Origin of the sequence: Pinisolibacter aquiterrae, from assembly GCF_019160155.1 — a bacterium.
Classification (GTDB): Bacteria; Pseudomonadota; Alphaproteobacteria; order Rhizobiales; family Ancalomicrobiaceae; genus Pinisolibacter; species Pinisolibacter aquiterrae.
In genome coordinates this window covers 190,484-211,137 of record NZ_JAFNIH010000035.1, presented here as the reverse complement: position 1 = coordinate 211,137, position 20,654 = coordinate 190,484, and the positions used below count along the sequence as shown (strand labels likewise).

At 70.0% G+C, this 20,654-nt stretch carries 15 protein-coding genes and 1 tRNA gene; 9 read left to right on the top strand and 7 right to left on the bottom strand.

Annotated elements, in window-relative coordinates; genetic code table 11:
- Positions 1-2 precede the first annotated feature (2 nt).
- Positions 3-1,766: a gamma-glutamyltransferase gene (gene ggt, locus J3S89_RS14625; protein WP_217928385.1), complete on the top strand. Its 1,764-nt coding sequence runs from the start codon at positions 3-5 to the stop codon at positions 1,764-1,766.
- Between the two features lie 176 nt (positions 1,767-1,942).
- Positions 1,943-2,443, top strand: a complete 501-nt coding sequence (locus J3S89_RS14620) for a hypothetical protein (RefSeq protein WP_217928384.1) — start codon at positions 1,943-1,945, stop codon at positions 2,441-2,443.
- Between the two features lie 79 nt (positions 2,444-2,522).
- On the opposite strand, the gene J3S89_RS14615 is transcribed toward J3S89_RS14620, so the two are convergent.
- The 4 genes from J3S89_RS14615 to J3S89_RS14600 form a co-directional block, all read right to left on the bottom strand.
- Positions 2,523-3,551: an NAD(P)/FAD-dependent oxidoreductase gene (locus tag J3S89_RS14615; RefSeq protein WP_217928383.1), complete on the bottom strand. Its 1,029-nt coding sequence runs from the start codon at positions 3,549-3,551 to the stop codon at positions 2,523-2,525.
- A 222-nt stretch (positions 3,552-3,773) separates the two neighbouring features.
- Positions 3,774-5,126: a hypothetical protein gene (locus tag J3S89_RS14610; protein ID WP_217928382.1), complete on the bottom strand. Its 1,353-nt coding sequence runs from the start codon at positions 5,124-5,126 to the stop codon at positions 3,774-3,776.
- Between the two features lie 243 nt (positions 5,127-5,369).
- The gene (locus tag J3S89_RS14605) at positions 5,370-5,690 is read right to left on the bottom strand and encodes a 2Fe-2S iron-sulfur cluster-binding protein (protein ID WP_217928381.1); all 321 of its coding nucleotides are present in this window, start codon (positions 5,688-5,690) and stop codon (positions 5,370-5,372) included.
- Between the two features lie 225 nt (positions 5,691-5,915).
- The gene (locus tag J3S89_RS14600; RefSeq protein ID WP_230489050.1) at positions 5,916-6,302 is read right to left on the bottom strand and encodes an Hpt domain-containing protein; all 387 of its coding nucleotides are present in this window, start codon (positions 6,300-6,302) and stop codon (positions 5,916-5,918) included.
- Positions 6,303-6,817: 515 nt separating this feature from the next.
- Between J3S89_RS14600 and J3S89_RS23410 the strand changes: the two genes are divergently transcribed.
- The 3 genes from J3S89_RS23410 to J3S89_RS14585 all read left to right on the top strand — a co-directional run bounded on the left by J3S89_RS23410 (position 6,818) and on the right by J3S89_RS14585 (position 14,716).
- The gene (locus tag J3S89_RS23410; RefSeq protein ID WP_217928379.1) at positions 6,818-13,105 is read left to right on the top strand and encodes an apolipoprotein A-IV repeat region-like domain-containing protein; all 6,288 of its coding nucleotides are present in this window, start codon (positions 6,818-6,820) and stop codon (positions 13,103-13,105) included.
- 220 nt (positions 13,106-13,325) lie between these two features.
- Complete coding sequence (locus tag J3S89_RS14590) at positions 13,326-13,544, top strand: helix-turn-helix domain-containing protein (protein ID WP_217928377.1); 219 nt, start codon at positions 13,326-13,328, stop codon at positions 13,542-13,544.
- Complete coding sequence (locus tag J3S89_RS14585) at positions 13,544-14,716, top strand: helix-turn-helix domain-containing protein (RefSeq protein ID WP_230489051.1); 1,173 nt, start codon at positions 13,544-13,546, stop codon at positions 14,714-14,716. Before J3S89_RS14590 ends, J3S89_RS14585 begins: the two co-directional genes overlap by 1 nt.
- Here J3S89_RS14585 and J3S89_RS14580 read toward each other — a convergent pair.
- Entirely contained in the window at positions 14,655-15,563 is a 909-nt protein-coding gene (locus J3S89_RS14580) for a DNA-methyltransferase (protein ID WP_217928375.1), read from the bottom strand. The genes J3S89_RS14585 and J3S89_RS14580 overlap by 62 nt on opposite strands.
- 253 nt (positions 15,564-15,816) lie before the next feature.
- Positions 15,817-15,891: transfer RNA gene (locus J3S89_RS14575), tRNA-Thr, on the bottom strand.
- A 230-nt stretch (positions 15,892-16,121) separates the two neighbouring features.
- Between J3S89_RS14575 and J3S89_RS14570 the strand changes: the two genes are divergently transcribed.
- The 3 genes from J3S89_RS14570 (at position 16,122) to J3S89_RS14560 (ending at position 18,291) form a co-directional block, all read left to right on the top strand.
- A complete protein-coding gene (locus J3S89_RS14570; protein WP_217928480.1) occupies positions 16,122-16,289 on the top strand; it encodes a hypothetical protein in 168 nt (55 codons plus the stop codon).
- 141 nt (positions 16,290-16,430) lie between these two features.
- A complete protein-coding gene (gene murA / locus J3S89_RS14565; RefSeq protein ID WP_217928374.1) occupies positions 16,431-17,732 on the top strand; it encodes a UDP-N-acetylglucosamine 1-carboxyvinyltransferase in 1,302 nt (433 codons plus the stop codon).
- 124 nt (positions 17,733-17,856) lie between these two features.
- The gene (locus tag J3S89_RS14560; protein WP_217928373.1) at positions 17,857-18,291 is read left to right on the top strand and encodes a DUF2948 family protein; all 435 of its coding nucleotides are present in this window, start codon (positions 17,857-17,859) and stop codon (positions 18,289-18,291) included.
- Positions 18,292-18,351: 60 nt separating this feature from the next.
- Here J3S89_RS14560 and J3S89_RS14555 read toward each other — a convergent pair whose 3' ends face one another.
- Positions 18,352-19,107: a hypothetical protein gene (locus J3S89_RS14555; protein WP_217928372.1), complete on the bottom strand. Its 756-nt coding sequence runs from the start codon at positions 19,105-19,107 to the stop codon at positions 18,352-18,354.
- Positions 19,108-19,308: 201 nt separating this feature from the next.
- On the opposite strand from J3S89_RS14555, the gene hisD reads away from it, so the two are divergent.
- Entirely contained in the window at positions 19,309-20,601 is a 1,293-nt protein-coding gene (gene hisD / locus J3S89_RS14550; RefSeq protein ID WP_217928371.1) for a histidinol dehydrogenase, read from the top strand.
- Positions 20,602-20,654: the final 53 nt, after the last annotated feature.

Genomic DNA, 20,654 nt, shown 5'->3' with positions numbered 1-20,654 from the left:
CGATGCCTCGCCGCCGCCTCGTCCTCGCCGCCGCCCTCGTCGCGGTGCTCGCCGCAGCCCCCGCCCTCGCCGCCTCGCCGCCGGCGGTGGAAGGCACGCGCGGCATGGTCGTCTCCGCCCATCGGCTGGCGAGCGAGATCGGCCGCGACATCCTCGCCGCCGGCGGCAACGCGATCGACGCGGCGGTCGCCGTCGGCTACGCCCTCGCCGTGGTCGATCCCTGCTGCGGCAACATCGGCGGCGGCGGCTTCATGACGCTCAAACTCGCCGACGGCACCGAGCGCTTCCTCGATTTCCGCGAGAAGGCGCCGGCGGTGGCGACGCCGGACATGTATCTCGACCCGAAGGGCGAGGTCGTGAAGGGCGCGAGCCTCGACGGTTGGCGGGCGAGCGGCGTCCCCGGCACCGTCGCCGGGCTCGATCACGCCCTGAAGCAATGGGGCAGCCTGCCGCGCGACCGCGTCATGGCCCCGGCGATCCGGCTGGCGCGCGAGGGCTTCACGCTGACCCGCGCCGACACCGACATCCTCGCGCGCGGCAAGGCCCGCCTCGCCCGCGACCCGGAAGCCGCGCGCATCTTCCTGAAGCCCGACGGCGCCCCCCTCGCCCCCGGCGACCGCCTCGTCCAGACCGATCTCGCCGCGACCCTCGAGGCGATCGCCACCGGCGGACCCGACGCCTTCTACGGCGGCGAGATCGCCCGCGCCGTCGACGTGGCGATGACGGTCCACGGCGGCACCCTCACGACCGGCGACTTCGCCGCCTATCGGACGGCCGAGCGCGAGCCGATCCGCTGCCGCTATCGCGGTCTCGACGTCCTCTCCGCGCCGCCGCCGTCATCGGGCGGGGTGACGTTGTGCCTGATCCTGAACGTGCTCGAGGGATGGGACCTGAAGGCGTCGGGCTGGCATTCGGCCGACACCGTCCACCGCATGGTCGAGGCGATGCGCCACGCCTTTCTCGACCGCAACACGCTGCTCGGCGACCCCGACTTCGTCACCATGCCGCTCGCCCGCCTGACCTCGAAGGACTACGCGGCGGCGATCCGCACCCGCATCGAGGACACCGGCATGATCCCCTCCGATCGCCTCGGCCCCGGCGATCCGCCACACGAGAAGCTCGAGACCACCCATTATTCGATCGTCGACGCCGCCGGCAACGCCGTCGCCGTGACCTATACGATCAACGGCCTCTTCGGCGCCGCCGTGGTCGCCCCCGGCACCGGCTTCCTCCTCAACGACGAGATGGACGACTTCACCGTGAAGCCCGGCGCCGCCAATCTGTTCGGCCTCGTCCAGGGCGCGACCAACGCCATCGCGGCGGGAAAGCGCCCCCTCTCCTCGATGTCGCCGACCATCGTCTCGCGCGACGGCCGGGTCTTCCTGGTGGTCGGCTCGCCCGGCGGGTCGCGCATCATCACCACGGTTCTGGAGACGATCCTGAACGTCGTCGACTTCGGCATGCGGCCGCGCGAGGCGGTCGACGCGCCGCGCATCCATCATCAGTGGCTGCCCGACAAGGTCTTCTACGAGCCCTTCGCGCTCTCCGCCGACACGCTCGCGCTCCTCAACGCGCGCGGCTACACCCTGGTCCAGCAGTCGCCCTGGGGCGCCGCCGAACTGATCGAGCGCGCCCCGCCCGAGGGCGAGACCGGCGGCGCGATCACCTCCGGCAACGATGCCGCCTCCTCCGGCGCGGTCCTGCCCGGCCACGTCTACGGCGCCAACGACGACCGCCGCCCCGCCGGAGCCGCCGCGGCGGAATAGACGTGAGAGTCGCGGCCTCACTCCATGCAACAAAAGATACGAACCGGAAATAGAAGAAACAAAATAGACCGGCTCATTTACAATTGGTTGTCACATGTTTTCGCCGAAATTCGACGTCTAGACTCTGCACTCGATTTCATCCGCCGAGGGTGAAGAAGTCATCGAGTGTGGAGCGGATGAAGACCAGGACGACGAAGACCACGGACCCGACGGCGATCGACGGTGAGCGCCGGGGCCCGAGTGCCCGCGCCGTCGCGGTGGCGATCCTCCTCGGCATCGCCGCGACGGCCATGATCGTCGATGCGATCCACGTCGCGACGGTGGCGACGGAGATGCGGAACGCCGCCCACAGCGCCGCCCGCGCCGGCGCGATCGACGCCGAGCGCAGCACCAGCGGCGGCACCGCCCCCGCCGATCGAACCGCCGCCGCCCTCGCCGGCCGGACCAGCCTCGCCGTCGGCGCGGCCGCCCTCCCCGGCGTTCGCCTCACCGCGGCCGAGAGCACCGTCACCCCCTCGCCCGACGGCGTCGGCGCGACCCTCGCCTGGAAGGCCGAGGTCGCCACCGACCTCACCCGGCTCCTCGGCCTCCCCGGCGTCGCCATCGCCGGCACCGCGACCGAGACCGCCCCACCCGGCACCGCGAGCGAACGCCGGATGGCGACCTCCGGGCGCTGATCGGCCGCGGCAGGTCGGAAGACGACGAAGGGCCGGAGGCGTGAACCTCCGGCCCTTCGCGCATCGATCGGGATCGAGATCAGTTGACGCCGAGCTTCTTCTGCAGGCTCGTCGACGAGGTCGTGTACTGGAACACCAGACGCTTGGTCGGATCGACGATGCGCTTGGCGGCCTGCGCCATCAGCGCCGCCTCGTGGAAGCCGGAGAGGATCAGCTTCAGCTTGCCCGGATAGGAATTGATGTCGCCGATCGCGAAGATGCCGGGTTCGGAGGTCTCGAACTTCTCGGTATCGACCGCGATCAGGTTCTCGGTGAGGTTCAGCCCCCACTGGGCGATCGGCCCGAGCTTCATGGTGAGGCCGAAGAACGGCATCATCCGCGTCGCCGGGATCGTCACCGTGGACCCGTCGGTCTTCTTGATCACCACGCCGGAGAGGTCCGCGCCCTCGCCCTCGAGGCCCGCGATCTGGCCGATCACCAGATCGACCTTGCCCTCCGCGACCAGCGCCCGCATCTGATCGACCGAATGGGGCGCGCCGCGGAAGTCGTCGCGGCGATGGACCAGGGTCACGCGCTTCGCGATCGGCTGGAGATTGAGGGTCCAGTCGAGCGCGGAATCGCCACCTCCGACGATGACGATCGACTGATCGCGGAACGCGTCCATCTTTCGCACGGAATAGAAGACCGACGTGCCCTCGTAGCCCTCGATGCCGGGGACCGGCGGACGCTTGGGCTGGAACGACCCACCGCCGGCGGCGATCACCACCACCTTGGCGGCGAACTCGGTCCCGGCGTCGGTGCCGACGAGGAAGGAGCCGTCGTCGAGCTTCTCCACCTTCTCGACCTGCTGGCCGTAGTGGAAGATCGGTCCGAACGGCTTGATCTGCTCCTGGAGCTTGTCGACCAGTTCCTGCGCGCCGATCACCGGATAGGCGGGAATGTCGTAGATCGGCTTTTCCGGATAGAGCTCGGCGCACTGGCCGCCCGGCTTGTCGAGAATGTCGATCAGATGGCACTTGAGATCGAGGAGACCCAGTTCGAACACCGCGAAGAGGCCGACCGGCCCGGCTCCGATGATGACGACGTCGGTGGAGATGCGTTCGGACATGGACTTCCTCGGACGAATGGACGTTTGGGAACGGCATTCCTCTCCGCGCCTCGGCCGGCAGCGGAGGGGGCGACCCCGTTCCGCGTTTCATATGCCGGTGTCGAGGGCACGGCAAGAACCGCCATTCCCTTGCGCCCCCGGAAAAGCGAATGCTCTTCCGGCGAGGCTCCGTTCCGTAGTGCGCCGCCCGGAAGCGACACGTCCGAGCGCGCACCGACGGGATCAGGCGGGCAAGACCCACCCGGTCACGCCTTCCGAGACATAGCCGGCCTGCGGCGCCAGCTCACCGTTGGGATCGGTGGTGTAGAAATGATCGCCGCTGTGCGGATTGAACCAGCGGTTCCAGGCGACCCGCCCCGGCGCGGCGCTCGTCGCCACGAGACCGGCGACGCCCTCGTAGACGTAGCCGGCCTGCGGGGCCAACTCGCCCGAAGGATCCGTCGTATAGAAGTGATCCCCGTTGGCCGACCGATACCAGCGATGCAACGGCGTCGTCCCCGCCGTTCCCTGTGTGAACAGGCGGCATCCGACCCCCTCGAAGACATAGCCCGAAACCGGCGCCAACTCGCCCGCCGGGTCCTCGGTATAGAAGTGGTCGCCGTGGGAGGGGTTGAACCAGCGATAGAACGCCGACGCTCCGAGAGACGCGGTGACGCCGACCGCGGCCAGAACCGCCGCGATCGGGTTGGCGATGGCGACGTGCCCGTCGCCGGCGAAATTGAGCCCGATCGCCAGATGCGCCGGATCGGAGAGCCAGACCGACCCGGAATCCCCCGGCAGACTGGCCGCCGGCACGCCGACGGGCTCGATCAGAATCTGGTTGGAGAAATGGACGAGAGTGCCGTCATAATTCACGTTTCCGGTCCACCCGAGCGCGGCGACGCGGCCGGTGGTCCGATTGCTCGTGCGCCCCTGTTTGACGACGGACTGATTGAGGGCCGCCGGCGCGACGCCGTTGATGGTGCCGATCGACTGCTCCTGGAGCAGCGCATAGGGCACCCCCGGGTCGAGCGCGATCGCCGCCGCGTCGACGTCGCCGCCGCCCCCCGGCCCGCGAACCGCGCGGACGCAATGCCCGATCTTCGCGGCCGCGCCGTTGCCCGGTTGGCTGATGGTCCGGCCCACGGGATTGGCCGTGCTGCCCGCCGCGACATGCCAATTGGTCAGGCCGGTCGGCTGATGCGAGGCGGTGTCGTAGAGGATCGCGCCGAGCGTGCCGACGAAGTGATCGCCGGTCGGACCGATCTCGATGCCGCCGGTCAGCGGGCGATGCGGCGAGGAATCCTGCGCGGAGATCTGGTCCCGGGGCATGCGCAGATATTGCGCCACCATCGGCCCGTGCTCCTGAATGTCGATCGGCGCCCCGTCCAGCTCGATCACGTCCTGGGCGCCGAGCATCTCGCGCGGCTTCTTCTTCTCGACATAGACGATGATGACCGGCTCGGAGGTCCGCGCGCCTCCCTTGGTGCGATACCCCACCGCGACGCCGGTGACCCCCGGTCGCGCCAGAATCTTCTTCGCCTCGGCCGACTTGATCGCGTCGAGCTTACGGAATGCGTCGAGATCGCCGTTCATGGAAGAGCCTCCCGTCGGGCACGGTTCTCCGTGCCGCGCCCTCCCCCGGGGGAAGACTCAGCCGTGCCGTGTCTGTCGTCGTTTCGAAGAAAGTCGCCGGAAAACCCGGCCGGATATGATTAACACGAATATCCATACGTGTATATATACGTATGGTACAACCAGTCACTCGAAGTCGCGTCGACGGCGGCGCATGGCGGGATGTCCTCCCGCCATCGCTCGGTCGGGTCGGTGAACCGGCGATCAGGCCTGGCGTTCGGGAACGTGGACGACGAGCCCGTCGAGCTCGGCCGTCACCTTCATCTGGCAGGAGAGACGCGAATTCGGCTTCACCTCCCAGGCGAAGTCGAGCATGTCCTCTTCCATCGGCTGCGGCGCGCCGACCTTCTCGTACCAGCCGTCTTCCACATAGACGTGGCAGGTGGCGCAGGCGCAGGCGCCGCCGCATTCGGCCTCGATGCCGGGAATGCCGTTGCGCACGGCCGTCTCCATGACGGTCGAGCCGATCTCGGCCTCCACGGTGATCTCTTCCTGTCGATAGGGAACGAAGGTGATCTTGGGCATCGAGGAACCTGACGCAGCGCGGAGAGAGGGGCCGGCGCCGTCGGGAGATCGCTGCGGATGGGGGCTCGGCGGCGCGCAGGCCTCCAAATGGCGAGATCACGCCCGCCCGTCAAGTCGCGACGGCGTCGCGCCGGGCCGGACCGCTCGCCCTCGCCCCGGCCCGCCGCCTCGTCACCCGACCGAATCGGGAGAGCGAGACCGGCCGCGAAGGAACGCTCGGAGACTTCAGAGAATGGAATCGACGAACCGCCGCACATCGGCGGTGGCCACGCCCAGATCGTCGATCAGCCGGCGCGCCTCGGCCTCCGCCAGGGCGGGCGCCTCCAACGCGTCGCAGATCCGCGCCACCGTGGTGGCGCCGACGCCGCGCGCCGATCCCTTCAGCCGGTGCACCAGCGCGCCGCGCTCGCGCGGCTCCGCGGTCGCGATCCGCGCCACCAGCCCCTTGGACTGGGCGACGAAGAGCCCGAGAACCTCGCGCTCGAGATCGGCCGAGCCGAAGGTCTGCCGCGCCAGATGCACCAGATCGATCGGAGCGGCCCGTCGGCCGGCGCCGTGTTCCGTCATGTCGGCCACCTCGATCGTCGTCGCCGTCCTCGGTTCCATCAACATCGCCGTCCCTCCGCGCATCGACCCGTCCGTCGCCCGATCCTGGCGCCTCCGCCCTCGCGAAGCGGTTAAACCGAAGCGCGAGGACCCCACCGAGCAGCCTGGAACGATTCATAGGGTGAGAAAATGGTGAATGCGCGGCCGGCCTGTGCCCGATGCCGCAATATCGGCGGGTTGCCGGCGTTTTCCACCGGCCGCCGTCCGCCGCGACGGCGGAGAATCGCGGTCGTTAACGATGATAGGTAAAACCGGGGAGTGCCGGTTTCATATTCGTTAATGTCCCGTTACCATCGAAGTGCGGCATAGACTCCGAAGAGGACCGTCGACTCGCGTCGAGCCGGCGCGCCCCTCTTCACCCGGAAACAAACGGACGTCCCCACGCGAGCGGAGCGGATGCTCGAGCGGGCGCGATCCACGAGAAGCCGGGCCTTTCCCCGCGTCGCCCCGCGCGCCGTTCCGGCGCCGGCCGATGTGGGGTCCGGTTGGTACGGCGTACGGACACGAGGCGAAAGACCATCATGGCCACCACTCCTTCCAAGTCGATCGATCCCGTCGAGGCGGCCCTCACGGCGGTCGAAGAGGCTCTGAAGCTCGATCTCGGCGATGCCGAGCCCGAGACCGGATCCGAGGGAGTGCCACCCGTCCGGGCCGAACCGCGCGCCGACGCCACCGGCGAGCGCCTGTCGCGCTCGCTCGAGGCGGCGCTGGCCGAGCCGACCCCGGCGCCGACACCGGCTCCCGCCGCCACTCCGGCCCCGGCGGCGGCCACCGCCAAGCCCGAGCCGCGCGCCAAGCCCGTCGAGACCGCGACGGAGGCGATGACCCAACCCCGCGCCGCCAACGACGACCGGCGCACCACCGGATCGATCGCCCAGAGCCTCGAGCGCCGCCCCTCCGGCGCCCCCCTCGCCTTCGCCGCGATCGCCTCGATCGTCTGGCTCGCCGGCGCGGGTTGGCTGGTCTGGAATTTCCTCGCCGCCACCGGCGCCCCGACCGACGCCGCCGCGCTGCTGAGCGACCCGCGCGCGATCCTCGCCCTGGTCGGCCTGCTGCTGCCGGTGCTGCTGGTCTTCGCCTTCGCCACCCTGGTGCGTCGCGCCCAGGAGCTGCGCCTGACCGCCCGCTCGATGACCGAGATCGCCCTGCGTCTCGCCGAGCCCGAGACCAACGCCCAGGAGGCGGTCGTCTCGGTCGGCCGCGCCATCCGTCGCGAGATGGCCGCCGTCGGTGACGGTCTCGAGCGCGTCGTCGCCCGCGCCGGCGAGATCGAGGTCCTCGTCCACAACGAGGTCTCCTCGCTCGAGCGCGCCTATGGCGAGAACGAACTGCGCATCCGCTCGCTGATCGAGGAGCTGGTCAACCAGCGCGAGGCGATCGTCAACAATTCCGAGCGCGTCCGCGCCGCCATCACCGGCGCCCACGAGGGGCTCTCCGGCGACCTCCTCACCACCCGCGAGAAGCTGGTGGAAGCCGCCGACGAGGCCTCCACCCGTCTCGTCTCGTCGCTCACCACCAAGGGCGCGGAGATCACCGGCACCCTCGAGCGCACCGTCGGCTCCGTCGTCGAGCAGCTCGGTGGCCGCTCCTCCGAGGTGATCGAGCGTCTCGCCGACACCGGCCGCACCGTCTCCGAGAGCCTGACCTCGGCCGGCCAGATCGCCGCCGAGACGCTGTCGGTGAAGGGCTTCGAACTCACCGACACGCTGAACCGCACCGGCGATCAGATCATCGCCAACCTGACCGATCGCACCGATCTCCTCTCGGAGACCGTCCGCTCGATGGGCGACGGCCTCGCCGCCACCCTGACCGAGCGCACCGACACGCTCGCCTCGACCCTGACCGACCGCACCGACCGGCTCGCCGCGACGCTCTCCGAGCGCACCGACCGGCTCGCCTCGACCCTGGCCCTGAGCACCGACACGCTCGCCGCCACCCTCTCCGACACGACGTCGAACCTGTCCTCGACCCTGGCCGAGCGCACCACGACCCTCGCCTCGACGCTCACCGAGCGCGCCGACACCCTGGTCGCGACCCTGACCGAGCGCACCGACACCCTCGCCGCGACCCTCGGCGACAGCACCGTCACCCTGTCGGCCCGCTTGGGCGACACCACCGACCAGCTGGTCGCCACCCTCACCGACCGCACCGCCGAGGTCACCGGCACCCTCTCGGCGGCGGGCGAGCGCATCGCCGGCGACCTGACCGAGCGCACCGAGGCCCTGACCACGACCATCCGCGTCACGGGCGACACCCTCGTCGAGCGCGCCGAATCGGTGAACGGCACCCTGTCCAAGACCGGCGTCACCCTGATCGAGACCCTGTCGGCGACCGGCGCGTCGCTGACCGAGAATCTCGCCGCGACCGGCGCCTCCCTGACCGAGACGCTCGCCTCCACCGGCACTTCGCTGACCGACAGCCTGTCCTCGACCGGCCGCCTGATCGCCGAGACCATCGAGACCCGGGGCGAAGCGGTCAACGTCGCGCTCAAGACCCGCGCCGAGGAGATCGACGGCTCGCTGTCGCGCACCGGCCGCGAGGTCGTCGAGATGATCTCGATGCGCGGCAACGAGGTCACCGGCGCGCTCTCCGCCGCCGGCGCCGAGATCAACACCGTCTTCGTCGAGCGCTCGCGCGAGGTCACGGCCTCGCTGACCCGCACCGGCGGCGAGGTGGTCGACGCCATCGCCGAACGCGCCGGCGAGGTCGCCGAGGCCCTCAAGGGCACCGGCCAGTCGCTGGTGGTCGACATGTCGCTGCGCGGCTCGGAGATCACCGAGCGCCTCGACGAGACCGGCACCAAGATCGCCGAGACCATCTCCTCGCGCGGCGGCGAGCTCGCCGACCGGCTCGGCGAGACCGGCGAGAAGATCTACCAGTCGATCGTCGTGCACGGCGCCGAGCTGCAGTCGCGCCTCGCCGCCACCGGCGAGGAACTCGACACCCTGCTCGACACCCGCACCGCCGCCTTCCGCTCGAGCCTCGACAGCTCCCTCCAGGGCGTCGGCGACGAGCTTCTCGCGCGCACCACCGACCTCGCCGAACGCCTCGCCCGCGCCGGCGGCGAAGTCGCCCGTCTGGTCGCCACCCAGGGCGAATCGGTCACCGGCCGCATGGCCGAGACCGGCGAGAAGATCGCCGAGATCCTCGACGCCCGCGGCGCCGAGATCCGCTCGGGCCTCGAGACCCGGATCGACTCGCTCGATCAGATCGTCAACGTCCGCGCCGCCGGCCTCGTCGAGGCCCTGGGCGAGCGCACCGAGACCATCCGCGACATCGTCGACAACCGCTTCGCCACCGTCGCCGAGAGCCTCACCGAGCGCAGCGACGCCCTCGCCGCGACCCTCTCCGACAGCACCGATCGTCTGTCCGCTTCCCTCGACGCCCATCTCGCCTCCTTCGGCGGCACCATGGACGGCAAGGTCGGCGCCATGGCCGACATCCTCGACACCCGCGTCGAGGCCTTCGCCGAGACCATCGGCACCCGCATCGACGGCGTCACCCGCGACCTCGACGAGCGTACCGCGCGCCTCGGCGAGACCCTCGACGGCCGCGTCCGCAAGATCGACGAGGCGCTCGACCTGCGCGGCCGCATGATCGCCGGCAACCTGATGGACCGCACCCGCGACATCGCCCAGACCTTCGCCGAGGGTCAGTCGCAGATCACCGCCGCCTTCGACGGCCGCCTCGACGAGATCGGCCGGGTCCTGTCCGATCGCGCCGAGGTCGTCGGCTCGCAGCTGGCCGATCGTGTCTCCGAGATCAACGGCACCCTCGGCGCCCGCCTGCTCGAGGTCTCCGGCACGCTCGATGCCGGTACCGAGCGCCTCGAGCGCATCGCCGCCGAACGCACCCACGCCATCGCCGACACCCTCGGCCGCACCGTCGAGACCGCCACCACCGCCCTCGACGGCCGCACCCGCGCGCTCGCCGAGACCTTCGACCGTTCGGTCGCCGAGGCCGCGTTCACGCTCGACACGCGCACCACCGCCCTCACCGAATCGATCGGCCGGACCGTGGCCGACGCCACCGCCGCCCTCGACGGCCGCACCGGCGTGCTCACCGAGACGCTCGACCGCGCCGTCGCCCATGTCGCCGACACGATCGACGAGCGCACCCGGACCCTCGCCGACACCCTCGGCCGCTCCGCCGCCGACGTCGCCGACGTCCTCGACGATCGCACCCAGGCCTTCGCCGACACGCTCGGCCGCACCGCCGCCGAGGTCACCGCGTCCCTCGACGCGCGCACCACCACCTTCGCCGACACCGTCGGCCGCACCGCCGCCGAGGTCACCGCCGCGCTCGACGCGCGCACCGCGACCTTCGCCGACACCGTCGGCCGCACCGCCGCCGAGGTCACCGCCGCGCTCGGCGCCCGCACCACCACCTTCGCCGACACCGTCGGCCGCACCGCCGCCGAGGTCACCGCGGCGCTCGATGCCCGCAGCACCGCCTTCGCGGAGACCGTCGGCCGCACCGCCGCCGAGGTCACCACCGCCCTCGACGAGCGCTCCGCCACCTTCGCCGACACCGTCGGCCGCACCGCCGCGAGCGTCACCGCCGCTCTCGACGAGCGCACCGCCACCTTCGCCGACACCGTCGGCCGCACCGCCGCGAGCGTCACCGCCGCTCTCGACGAGCGCACCGTCGTCTTCACCGACACCGTCGGACGCACGCTGGCGGAGGCGACCTCCGCCCTCGACGAGCGCACCGCCACCCTCGACCATCTGGTCGGCGAGCGCCTCGGCGCGATCTCCTCGACCCTCGAGGAGGAATCCCGCCGCGCCACCTCCCATATCGTCGGCACCCTGGAGACCGCCGCCCGGCACGTCTCGAGCGCCGCCCAGACCCTCGAGCAGACCGTCGTCGGCCGCACCTCCGAGGTGGTTACCCAGCTCGACGCCCGCACCCGCGACCTCTCCGATCTCATCGGCGGCCGTGGCAGCGATCTGGTCGACGCCCTCGGCGCCCGCTCGCACGAGTTCGCCGCCCGCGCCGAGGAGGTCGCCCGCACGCTCGGCGACACCGTCGACGGCAAGATCGGCGACATTTCCGAGCGGATCGGTCAGGCCGGCGAGATCCTCGCCGACGCGCTCGACCGCAAGGGCCGCGACCTCACCGAGGCCGTCGCCCGCCAGGGCCTCGACGCCGCCCGCATGGTCGGCGAGGCCCGCGATCAGCTGGTCGGCGCCATCGGCGAGAAGACCCGCGAGGCGATCGGCGTCGTCGGCGAGGCCAACGATCGTCTGCGCGACGACATGAGCGGCCTGCTCGATCGCCTGACCCAGGCCAACCTCGCGCTGCACTCGGTGCTGAACAACGCCTCCGAGAACCTCGACCTCGTCGAGAAGAACCTCGGCGGCCGCACCGAGGAGGTCCGCATCGTCATCGAGCGCGCCCTCGCCGACACCCGCGGCATCACCGACGCGGTGTCCCGTCAGGTCGCCTCGCTCAAGGACACGTCCGGCACGGTGTTGACCGACGTCGCCGATCTGACCCTGCGCTTCGACGATCAGGCCCGCGCCCTCACCTCCGCCGCCCAGTTGGTCGGCGACGCCAACCGCGTCCTCGAGACCACCGTCGACGACCGTCGTCGCGCCCTCGAGGATCTCGCCGCCGGTCTGGTCGACAAGACTCAGTCGGTGGAGAGCCTGATGCACGGCTTCACCAGCCTGATCGGCGACACGCTCGCCTCCGCCGAGGCCCGCGCTCGCGAGGTCGGCGGCGCGCTGACCACCTCGGCCGAGGAGGCCATGCGCAAGGTCCTGGCGCAGATGGAGACGCTCCGCCAGACCGCCGGCGTCGAGGGCCAGCGGTCGGCCGAGACCCTGCGCGATGCTCAGGAGGCGATGATCGCCGAGATGAGCCGCGCCGTCGGCGAGACCACCGGCCGCTTCGCCGAGGCGACCGAGAAGATGCGCGAGGCCGCCCGCCTGATGCAGAGCGAGCTCGAGGCGACCCGAGGCGAGCTGCGTCGCGGTGTTCTCGAACTGCCCAAGGAGACCGAGGAGTCGACGGCCAATCTGCGCCGCATCGTCACCGACCAGCTCCGCGCGCTGTCCGAACTGTCGAGCCTGGTCGGCCGTCAGACCGCCAATCTCGACGTCTCCCGTGCCGCCGCGCCGGCCCGCGCCGCCGCCGCGCCCGCGATCGAGGCGCCGCGTTGGGAGGCCCGCCGGCCCGCTCCGACCCAGCCGACCGAACCGCCGGCCCCCGCGCCCCTGCCCGAGCCGCGCGCCGTCGAACCGCGCCGCGTCGCCCCGCCGACCCCGGTGCCGACGCCCGCCGCGACCCCGACCCCGACCCCGCCCGCCTACGGCACCTACGGCCGCGAGCCCGCGCGCGAGACGCCGCGTGAGGAGCCCCGCGCCGACGGCGCCCGTGGCGGTTGGGTCTCCGACCTGTTGCGCCGCGCCTCGCGCGACGAGGAGCCCGCGCAGCAGAGCTGGAGCCGTCCGGCCGGACACATCGTCGAGAGCCTGAACTCGCTCTCCGTCGATATCGCCCGCGCCATCGACGACGAGGCCTTCCTCGACCTGTGGGATCGCTACAAGCAGGGTGAGCGCAACGCCTTCACCCGTCGCCTCTACACGATCCAGGGCCAGCAGACCTTCGAGGAGATCCGCCGCAAGTACCAGCGCGACGGCGAGTTCCGCACGGCGGTCGATCGCTACGTGACCGACTTCGAGACGCTGCTCGGCGAGGCGACCCGCTCGAGCCGTGATCCCGACGCCGCCCGCAACTACCTCGCCTCCGACACCGGCAAGGTCTACACGATGCTCGCCCACGCCGCCGGCCGCCTCGACTGAGTCACCCGGCCCGGGACGAATCGAAAAGGGAGGGCGAAAGCCCTCCCTTTTTCGTTTGCCCTCCCCGGCGCTTCGATGGACGGCGGCGCGGATGGGCCGTTCGGACTCGCGCGCGATCGCGAAATGGTCCTGGCGAGAAATGTGTCGTCCTCCTCCGTGACCGCGATCAGATACCTAAAGTCCGTGGACTCATTGTCGGCATAGATGTTCGTTTCTCCTCATGAGCAGCGATTCCGGATCGGCCATTCAAAAGAGGTTTGGGGAAAATCTCCGTTCGATTCGGAAGTCAAAGGGTCTTTCCCAGGAAACGTTGGCATTGATCTGCGGTCTCGACCGCACCTACATCGGCGGCGTCGAGCGTGGCGAAAGAAACATCAGCCTCGTGAACATCGTGAAGATTGCGCAGTCCCTCGGCGTCGAGGCGAAGGATTTCTTCTGATGCCGAGATCGAGAGGGCAGATCGATACGCTACTCGGAAACCTAGAGCGTCTCCGCGAGAACTCGGGGTTGAGTCGAGCCGACCTCGAACGGCGCCTCGTTCTCGGTCCTGGCTGGATCTCACGATTCGAAACCGGCGAGACGCTGCCGAGCGTCGACGTCCTGCTCGCGATCCTCGCAGAAATCGGCGGCGACCCCGTCGAACTGTTTTCGAACCTTCCGAAGCCGGAGACAGGCGCCGCACCGATCGTGAGAAGCATCTCCGCGGAACCGTCCGGCGACGATTTGAGCGTTCGCTTCACCTACGCGAACCACGACGCCCGCCATCTCCTCCCGCGCGCGACACTCGGCGAATTCGAGTCCGTCGTCAGGGCATTGCGTGACGGACTGGCTCGGAACGGTGACGGCGACGCTCAGGCGATCAAGACGAATGCCGTGGCACACGCCTTCCGCGTCGCGACCACTCTGTGGCCACATGCCAATCCCTCGGACCTCTGGTGGTTCGTCGTCTATCGCGCCTACTGCGATCCCTACAATCATCCGGCCCGATCGGGTCGCCTCGGCTTCGAACAGAGCTGGAAACGAACGGCGGGTTGGGCACTCGAGGAGATCCTGGTACGCCATTACAGGCCATTCCTCGCGACGAAGGGCATCGACATCGCCATTTCGAGCACCGTCGAGAAACGTCGGATCATCGGCGCCCTCGACCTCCCGATCCGCATGGAGGCCGACAAGATCGACGTCGTCTTGACCGGCGGTACCCCCGAAGGGCCCGTCTTCTTCGGGGTGGTGCACGTCAAGGCGAGCTTCGCCGAGCGCCGGACCGACGACGTTCCGATGAGTGAAGCGCTGTCACGCGCCGGATACACCTCGCCGTTGTGGACGATGGACTGCAAGAGCATGCCAGGGGCGACGCCGATCAATCGAGGCGAGCTCGGCGAAGCCGACGGGGACCGTGGCGCCAAGCGGCGGGACATCGAGGACGAGGGCTATTTCACCGGGTGCTTCTCCTACAACGCCAACACGCGCCCCAGCCCGGCGTCGCTCCCGGTCGAGCGTCGGATCCAGGTCTGCGACTTCAACGACCCGGACGACGCCTTTTCTCGCTTCGTCATCGATCGGTGGCACGCGTTTCGCGCGCGGCGCGAAACAGCGGTGCGTCCATCTCCTTGACGTGCCGGAGCCGCTCGTTCGATGCTGCGGCCTGATGCGGATCGATCTCGAACCCGAGATACCGACACCCCAGCCGAAGCGCGGCCATCCCGGTCGTGCCGGAGCCGGAAAACGGATCGAACACGACCGTATCGGGCCCGACCCTGCCGTAGGCCTCGATGCAGCGTCGCGGCAGTTCCTCGGGAAACCGCGAAAAATGTGCGGGCCCGTCGATCTTCTCGTTGGAGAACTCCCAGACCGACCCGACCGGCGGGGTGACGCGAAAGCCGTGCGCCTCGTTCTTGGCGAGAAGGAAGATCGACTCGTGCTGACGATGGGGCCGCCGACACCGCCCTTCGGGCATCGGGTTGCGCTTCCGCCAGATCACCTCGCCACGATGGAGATAGCCGGCATCGGTCAATCCGATGACGAGCCGACTGGGCAGCGAGAGCAGGTTTCCATATTTGAGCCAAGGCGTCTCCTTTTCGATGAACGCCTTCCGCTTGGCCCGCGGCTTCGTATATGCCGAATTGTTGTCGGAAAGCCCGCCCTTGTCGGCGCCCAACGTGCTGTACTGACGATCGTCCAGCCGCCAGTTCACCGGCGTATTGTAGGCGTCACCGATATTGATCCAGACGATGCCTTCATTCTTCAACTTCGGAAGAAAACTCGAAAACAACGTCGTCAAGAAACTCAGATAGTGGCGCGGATCATCCTCCGTTCCGGTCCCGTTGGACGTTCTCTGACCCCAATAGGGCGGACTGGTGACGAGAACGTCGATCGAACTGTCGGGAAGCCGAGAGACGAGGCTCGCGCTGTCGCCGCAGGTGACGGAATCGAGTTTGAACGAACCGAGCGAATCGACCACGAGCCCCCCCAATCGGATGCGCAAAGTCATCGCACCAGTGGATGAGCTGTCAATGGATACACACCGAAGGACATCACCGGGACGGCGTGGCGCTCGACCGGGAATCGCCACCGAGACATGGGGTCATGAGGGAGGGTGAGAGCCTTCCTTTTTCGTCGCCCTCCCCCGGTGCGTCGATGGACGGCGACGCATCGCGCGCAGCGAGGCCGCGAGCGCGGATCGAACGGATCTGTCGGAATTCGGCGGGGAGAAATGGTGCTGCGAGAGAGGATTGAACTCTCGACCTCTCCCTTACCAAGGGAGTGCTCTACCACTGAGCTACCGCAGCGAACCGGCTCCGAGGGGGCGGTCGTTCGGCCGACGTCCCTCGCGCGGCCCGCTATTTGCCACAGGCGCCCCCCCGTTGCAACCCTCTCCGCCAGGGAAAACGTCGAGACCGGAAAAGCCGCGCGAAACCTCGATCTTCTCGGTGGATAAGCCGCGCGCCGCCCCCTCTCGCCGCCGTCGCCGCCGGGCGATCCGGTTGGCCCGGCCCGTCGCCTCTGGCACACTCCGCCCATGGCGAACCCGACCGACACCCCTCCGCGCCCCAAGACCGAAGCCGAATTGCGGGCCGAACGGCTCGCCGCCGAACTGCGCGCCAATCTCCAGCGTCGCAAACGCCAGGTTCGCGGCCGCGACGAGGCCGCCGCCCACACCCCCGCCGCCGACGACGATCCGCGCTGACACACTCCCTCTGCCGCGGCGGCCCGCGACCCTGCTTCGCTTGCCCCGGTTTCGCCGAACCGTTATGGGAGACGCGAGATCGAGACGAGAACGAGCCGTGGGCGGGGCGGCGCGTCGGGCAATCGTGAAGGACAGGAATCGATGGACAAGATCCGGATCGTCGGCGGCAACCGCCTCGAGGGCGTCATTCCGATTTCCGGCGCCAAGAACGCCGCGCTGCCGTTGATCATCGCCTCGCTCCTGACCGATGAACGCCTGACCCTCGAGAACATGCCGCGCCTGCGCGACGTCTCGCTGCTCACCCGTATCCTCACCAATCACGGCGTCGACTATTCGCTGAACGGCAAGCGCCCGGGCGAGGACCATCTCGCCGGCCAGACCATCCACCTGACCGCCCGCGAGATCGTCGACACCCGCGCGCCCTACGAGCTGGTCAGCCAGATGCGCGCCTCCTTCTGGGTGATCGGGCCGCTGCTGGCGCGCTGCCACGAGGCCAAGGTGTCGCTCCCCGGCGGCTGCGCCATCGGCACCCGCCCGGTCGATCTCTTCATCTCCGGCCTCCAGGCCCTCGGCGCGCAGATCGACATCGAGGCGGGCTATGCCGTCGCCAAGGCCCCCGGCGGCCTCGTCGGCGCGCGCTACGTCTTCCCCAAGGTCTCGGTCGGCGCCACCCACACGCTGATGATGGCGGCGACCCTGGCCAAAGGCGAGACCGTGCTCGAGAACGCCGCCCGCGAGCCCGAGGTGGTCGATCTCGCCGATTGCCTGATCGCGATGGGCGCGAACATCGAGGGCGCCGGCACCTCCACCATCCGCATCGAGGGCGTCGACCGACTCCACGGCGCCACCCACCGCGTCGTGCCCGATCGCATCGAGACCGGCACCTATGCCATGGCGGTCGCCATGACCGGCGGCGACGTCACCCTGACCGGCACCTCGCCCGACCTCCTGAGCAACGCCCTCGACGTGCTCGCCGCCACCGGCACCACCGTCGAGGCGGGGCCCGACGGCATCCGGATCGCGCGCGGATCTCAGCCCCTGAGGCCGGTCGACGTCGTCACCGAGCCCTTCCCCGGCTTCCCGACCGATCTCCAGGCCCAGTTCATGGCCCTGATGACCCGGGCGAGCGGCGTTTCGCGCATCACCGAGACGATCTTCGAGAACCGCTTCATGCACGTCGCGGAACTCTCCCGCCTCGGCGCGCGCATCGCCATCGACGGCCGCACCGCCGAGGTCACCGGCGTCGATCGCCTGATCGGCGCGCCGGTGATGGCGACCGACCTGCGCGCCTCCGTGTCGCTGGTGATCGGCGGCCTCGCCGCCGAAGGCGAGACCATCGTCAGCCGGGTCTATCACCTCGATCGCGGCTTCGAGCGGCTCGAGGAGAAGCTGACCCGTTGCGGCGCGATCGTCGAGCGCATCTCCGGCGAAGGCATGCGCTGAACGACGATCAGGCCGCCGTGCCGGCGCGGGCGTGCTTGCGTCGATCGTCCCACGCCCCCATATCCTCGACAGTCGTCGTCACGCGGCCGCCGAGCGCGGTCGCCTCGTGAGAGAGCCGCCCGCAATGTCGCACCTGAAGCTTCTCGCCCTCGATGCCGAAGACCTCGAGGTGGTGTCCGCCCAGGTCCAGGACGCGGTCCTGAAGATCGGCGACATCCATTGGCGCGCCGGCGAGAAGCGGCTGCTGATCGCCCTCAACCGCTTCGCCTGGGAGGCGACCGGCGCCCGCCCGCGCTCCTTCGAGCGCCGCCGCGCCGCGCTCGACCTCGGCCGGGTGACCGCCGTCAAGGCCCAGCACCTCTCCCCGGATCGTCCCGATGCCGTCCTCGAGCTCCTGACCATCCGCTTCACCGAGACCGAGGCCCCGAGCGGCTGGGTCGAACTGCTCTTCGCCGGCGGCGCCACGCTGCGCGCCGAAGTCGAGTGCCTCGAGGTCCGCCTCACCGACCTCGGCGCCGCCTGGTCCACCACCTGCTGCCCCAATCACGACGGGGTCTGAGACCGAGCCCGCGCGGTCTCGAACGCGTCGAAACCGCGAGAACCCGGTAGGCGCGCGCCCTCACGGCTGCGCGAGACAGCCGAAGTCCTGCTGCGAGGTCCTGACGTAATGGCCGTCGGGGAAGATCTCCACCTCGTTGGTCCAGGTGACGATGCTCGGCGCGTCCGGCGGCGCGCCCGTCTCCGCGTAGGACTTGGCGCAGATCGAGCCGTCCGGCGCGAGCCCGGCCATCTCCTTGGGGATTTTGCCCTCGCCGACGAGCTGCGCCCAGCACGCGCGCGCATCCTGACGCAGCGAGCACGAGGCGTTGATGCCGCGCACGTAGCCGAGATGGAAGGCACTGCGCCCGATCGCCGCCTTGCGGATCAGCGGATCGCCGTCCGCCGCGTCGCGGAACACCACCTTCTTGTCGAGGATCACCTCGGCGACCGCGATCTCGACGGCGCCGTGCGGATCCATCTGCGAGAAGATCATCATCGGGCCGACCCGCCCGACGAACGACATGTCCGTCAGCTCGAGCTCGACGCCCCGTCCCGGACCCGGCGCCCCGCAGCGGGCCTTCGGATCGGCGACGAGCACCGGCGCGAGTGCCGTCGGCCCGTCGAGGCGCTCGATCAGCGTGACGTCGGAAAAGGTCGTGCAGACCACCTCCGCGCCGTCCTTGCCCGCCACCTGCTGCCGCTTCACCGGCGGATCGAAGTCGACCGCGCCGGCCGGACCGGCCAGCGCCGCCGAGATCAGTGCCGCCGCCGCGACCCCGACGAACCGCGCGCCGATCGCCCTCGTCGATCGCCCGTCTTTCCGAGTCGTGCCCATTTCCCCCTCCCCATGGTTCGGACCCCGATCGGTCGAGCCTAGCATGGGTAGTCCGACGGATCGACGACGCCGGCGCGCCCCGGCGACGGGCGCTTTCACGACCGCGCACCGTTGCTCCCCCCTGCCCGATCGGTTACGACGCTCCCTGTAGGCAAGGAACGCGTCGGCGTTCCCCGAACCCGTCCATCGAGGCATTCGACCTTGGCCATCCGTCTCGACAGCCGCGACGCCGACTTCGGCGCTCGCTTCGCCGACCTTCTCGACATGAAGCGCGAGGTCTCCGAGGACGTCGACCGCATCGTCGCCGGCATCATCGCCGACGTGCGCGCCCGCGGCGACGACGCCCTCTACGACCTCACCGAAAAATTCGACCGGGTCGATCTGCGCCCGACCGGCCTGCGCGTCACCGCCGACGAGATCGCCGCCGCCAAGGCCTCCGTGCCGGCCGCGACCCTCGCCGCGCTCGAACTCGCGCGCGACCGGATCCGCTCGCACCACGCCCGCCAGATGCCTAGGGACGACGTCTATACCGATGCCCTCGGCGTGACGCTGGGCTCGCGCTGGACGGCGCTGGAATCGGTCGGCCTCTACGTGCCCGGCGGCACCGCGAGCTACCCCTCCTCGGTGCTGATGAACGCCGTGCCGGCCAAGGTCGCCGGCGTCGATCGCCTCGTCATGGTGGTGCCGACCCCGGACGGTAAGCTGAACCCGCTGGTGCTCGCCGCCGCCGATCTCGCCGGTGTCGACGAGATCTGGAAGATCGGCGGCGCCCAGGCGGTCGCGGCCCTCGCCTACGGCACGCCCTCGATCGCCCCCGTCGCCAAGATCGTCGGGCCCGGCAACGCCTTCGTCGCCGCCGCCAAGCGCCGCGTCTTCGGCAAGGTCGGCATCGACATGATCGCCGGCCCGTCGGAGGTGCTGATCCTGGCGGATGCGAACAACGATCCCGATTGGCTCGCCGCCGACCTGCTCGCCCAGGCCGAGCACGACCCGGCCGCCCAGTCGATCCTGATCACCGACAGCATCGATCTCGCCGAGGCGGTCGAGAAGGCGGTCGACAAGCAGCTCGCGACGCTCTCGCGCGCCGCGACCGCGCGCGCGAGCTGGCTCGACTATGGCGCGATCATCCTCGTCCGCACCCTCGACGAAGCCGTCCCCCTCGCCGACCGCATCGCCGCCGAGCACCTCGAGATCGCCCTCGACGATCCCGCGCCGCTCGCCGCGAAGGTGCGCAACGCCGGCGCCCTCTTCCTCGGCCATCACACGCCCGAGGCGATCGGCGACTATGTCGGCGGCTCGAACCACGTCCTGCCGACGGCGCGCTCGGCGCGCTTCTCCTCGGGGCTCTCGACGCTCGATTTCGTCAAACGAACGTCGATCCTCCAACTCGACGCCGAGGGCTTGCGCGCGCTCGGGCCGGCGGCGATGCTGCTGGCCGACTCCGAGGGTCTCGACGCGCACGCCCGCTCCGTGTCGATCCGCCTCAATCTCTGACCCAGGCGCGGGGACCGGATCCTCGCGCGGGTCGCCGCAGCCGCCCCGGGAGG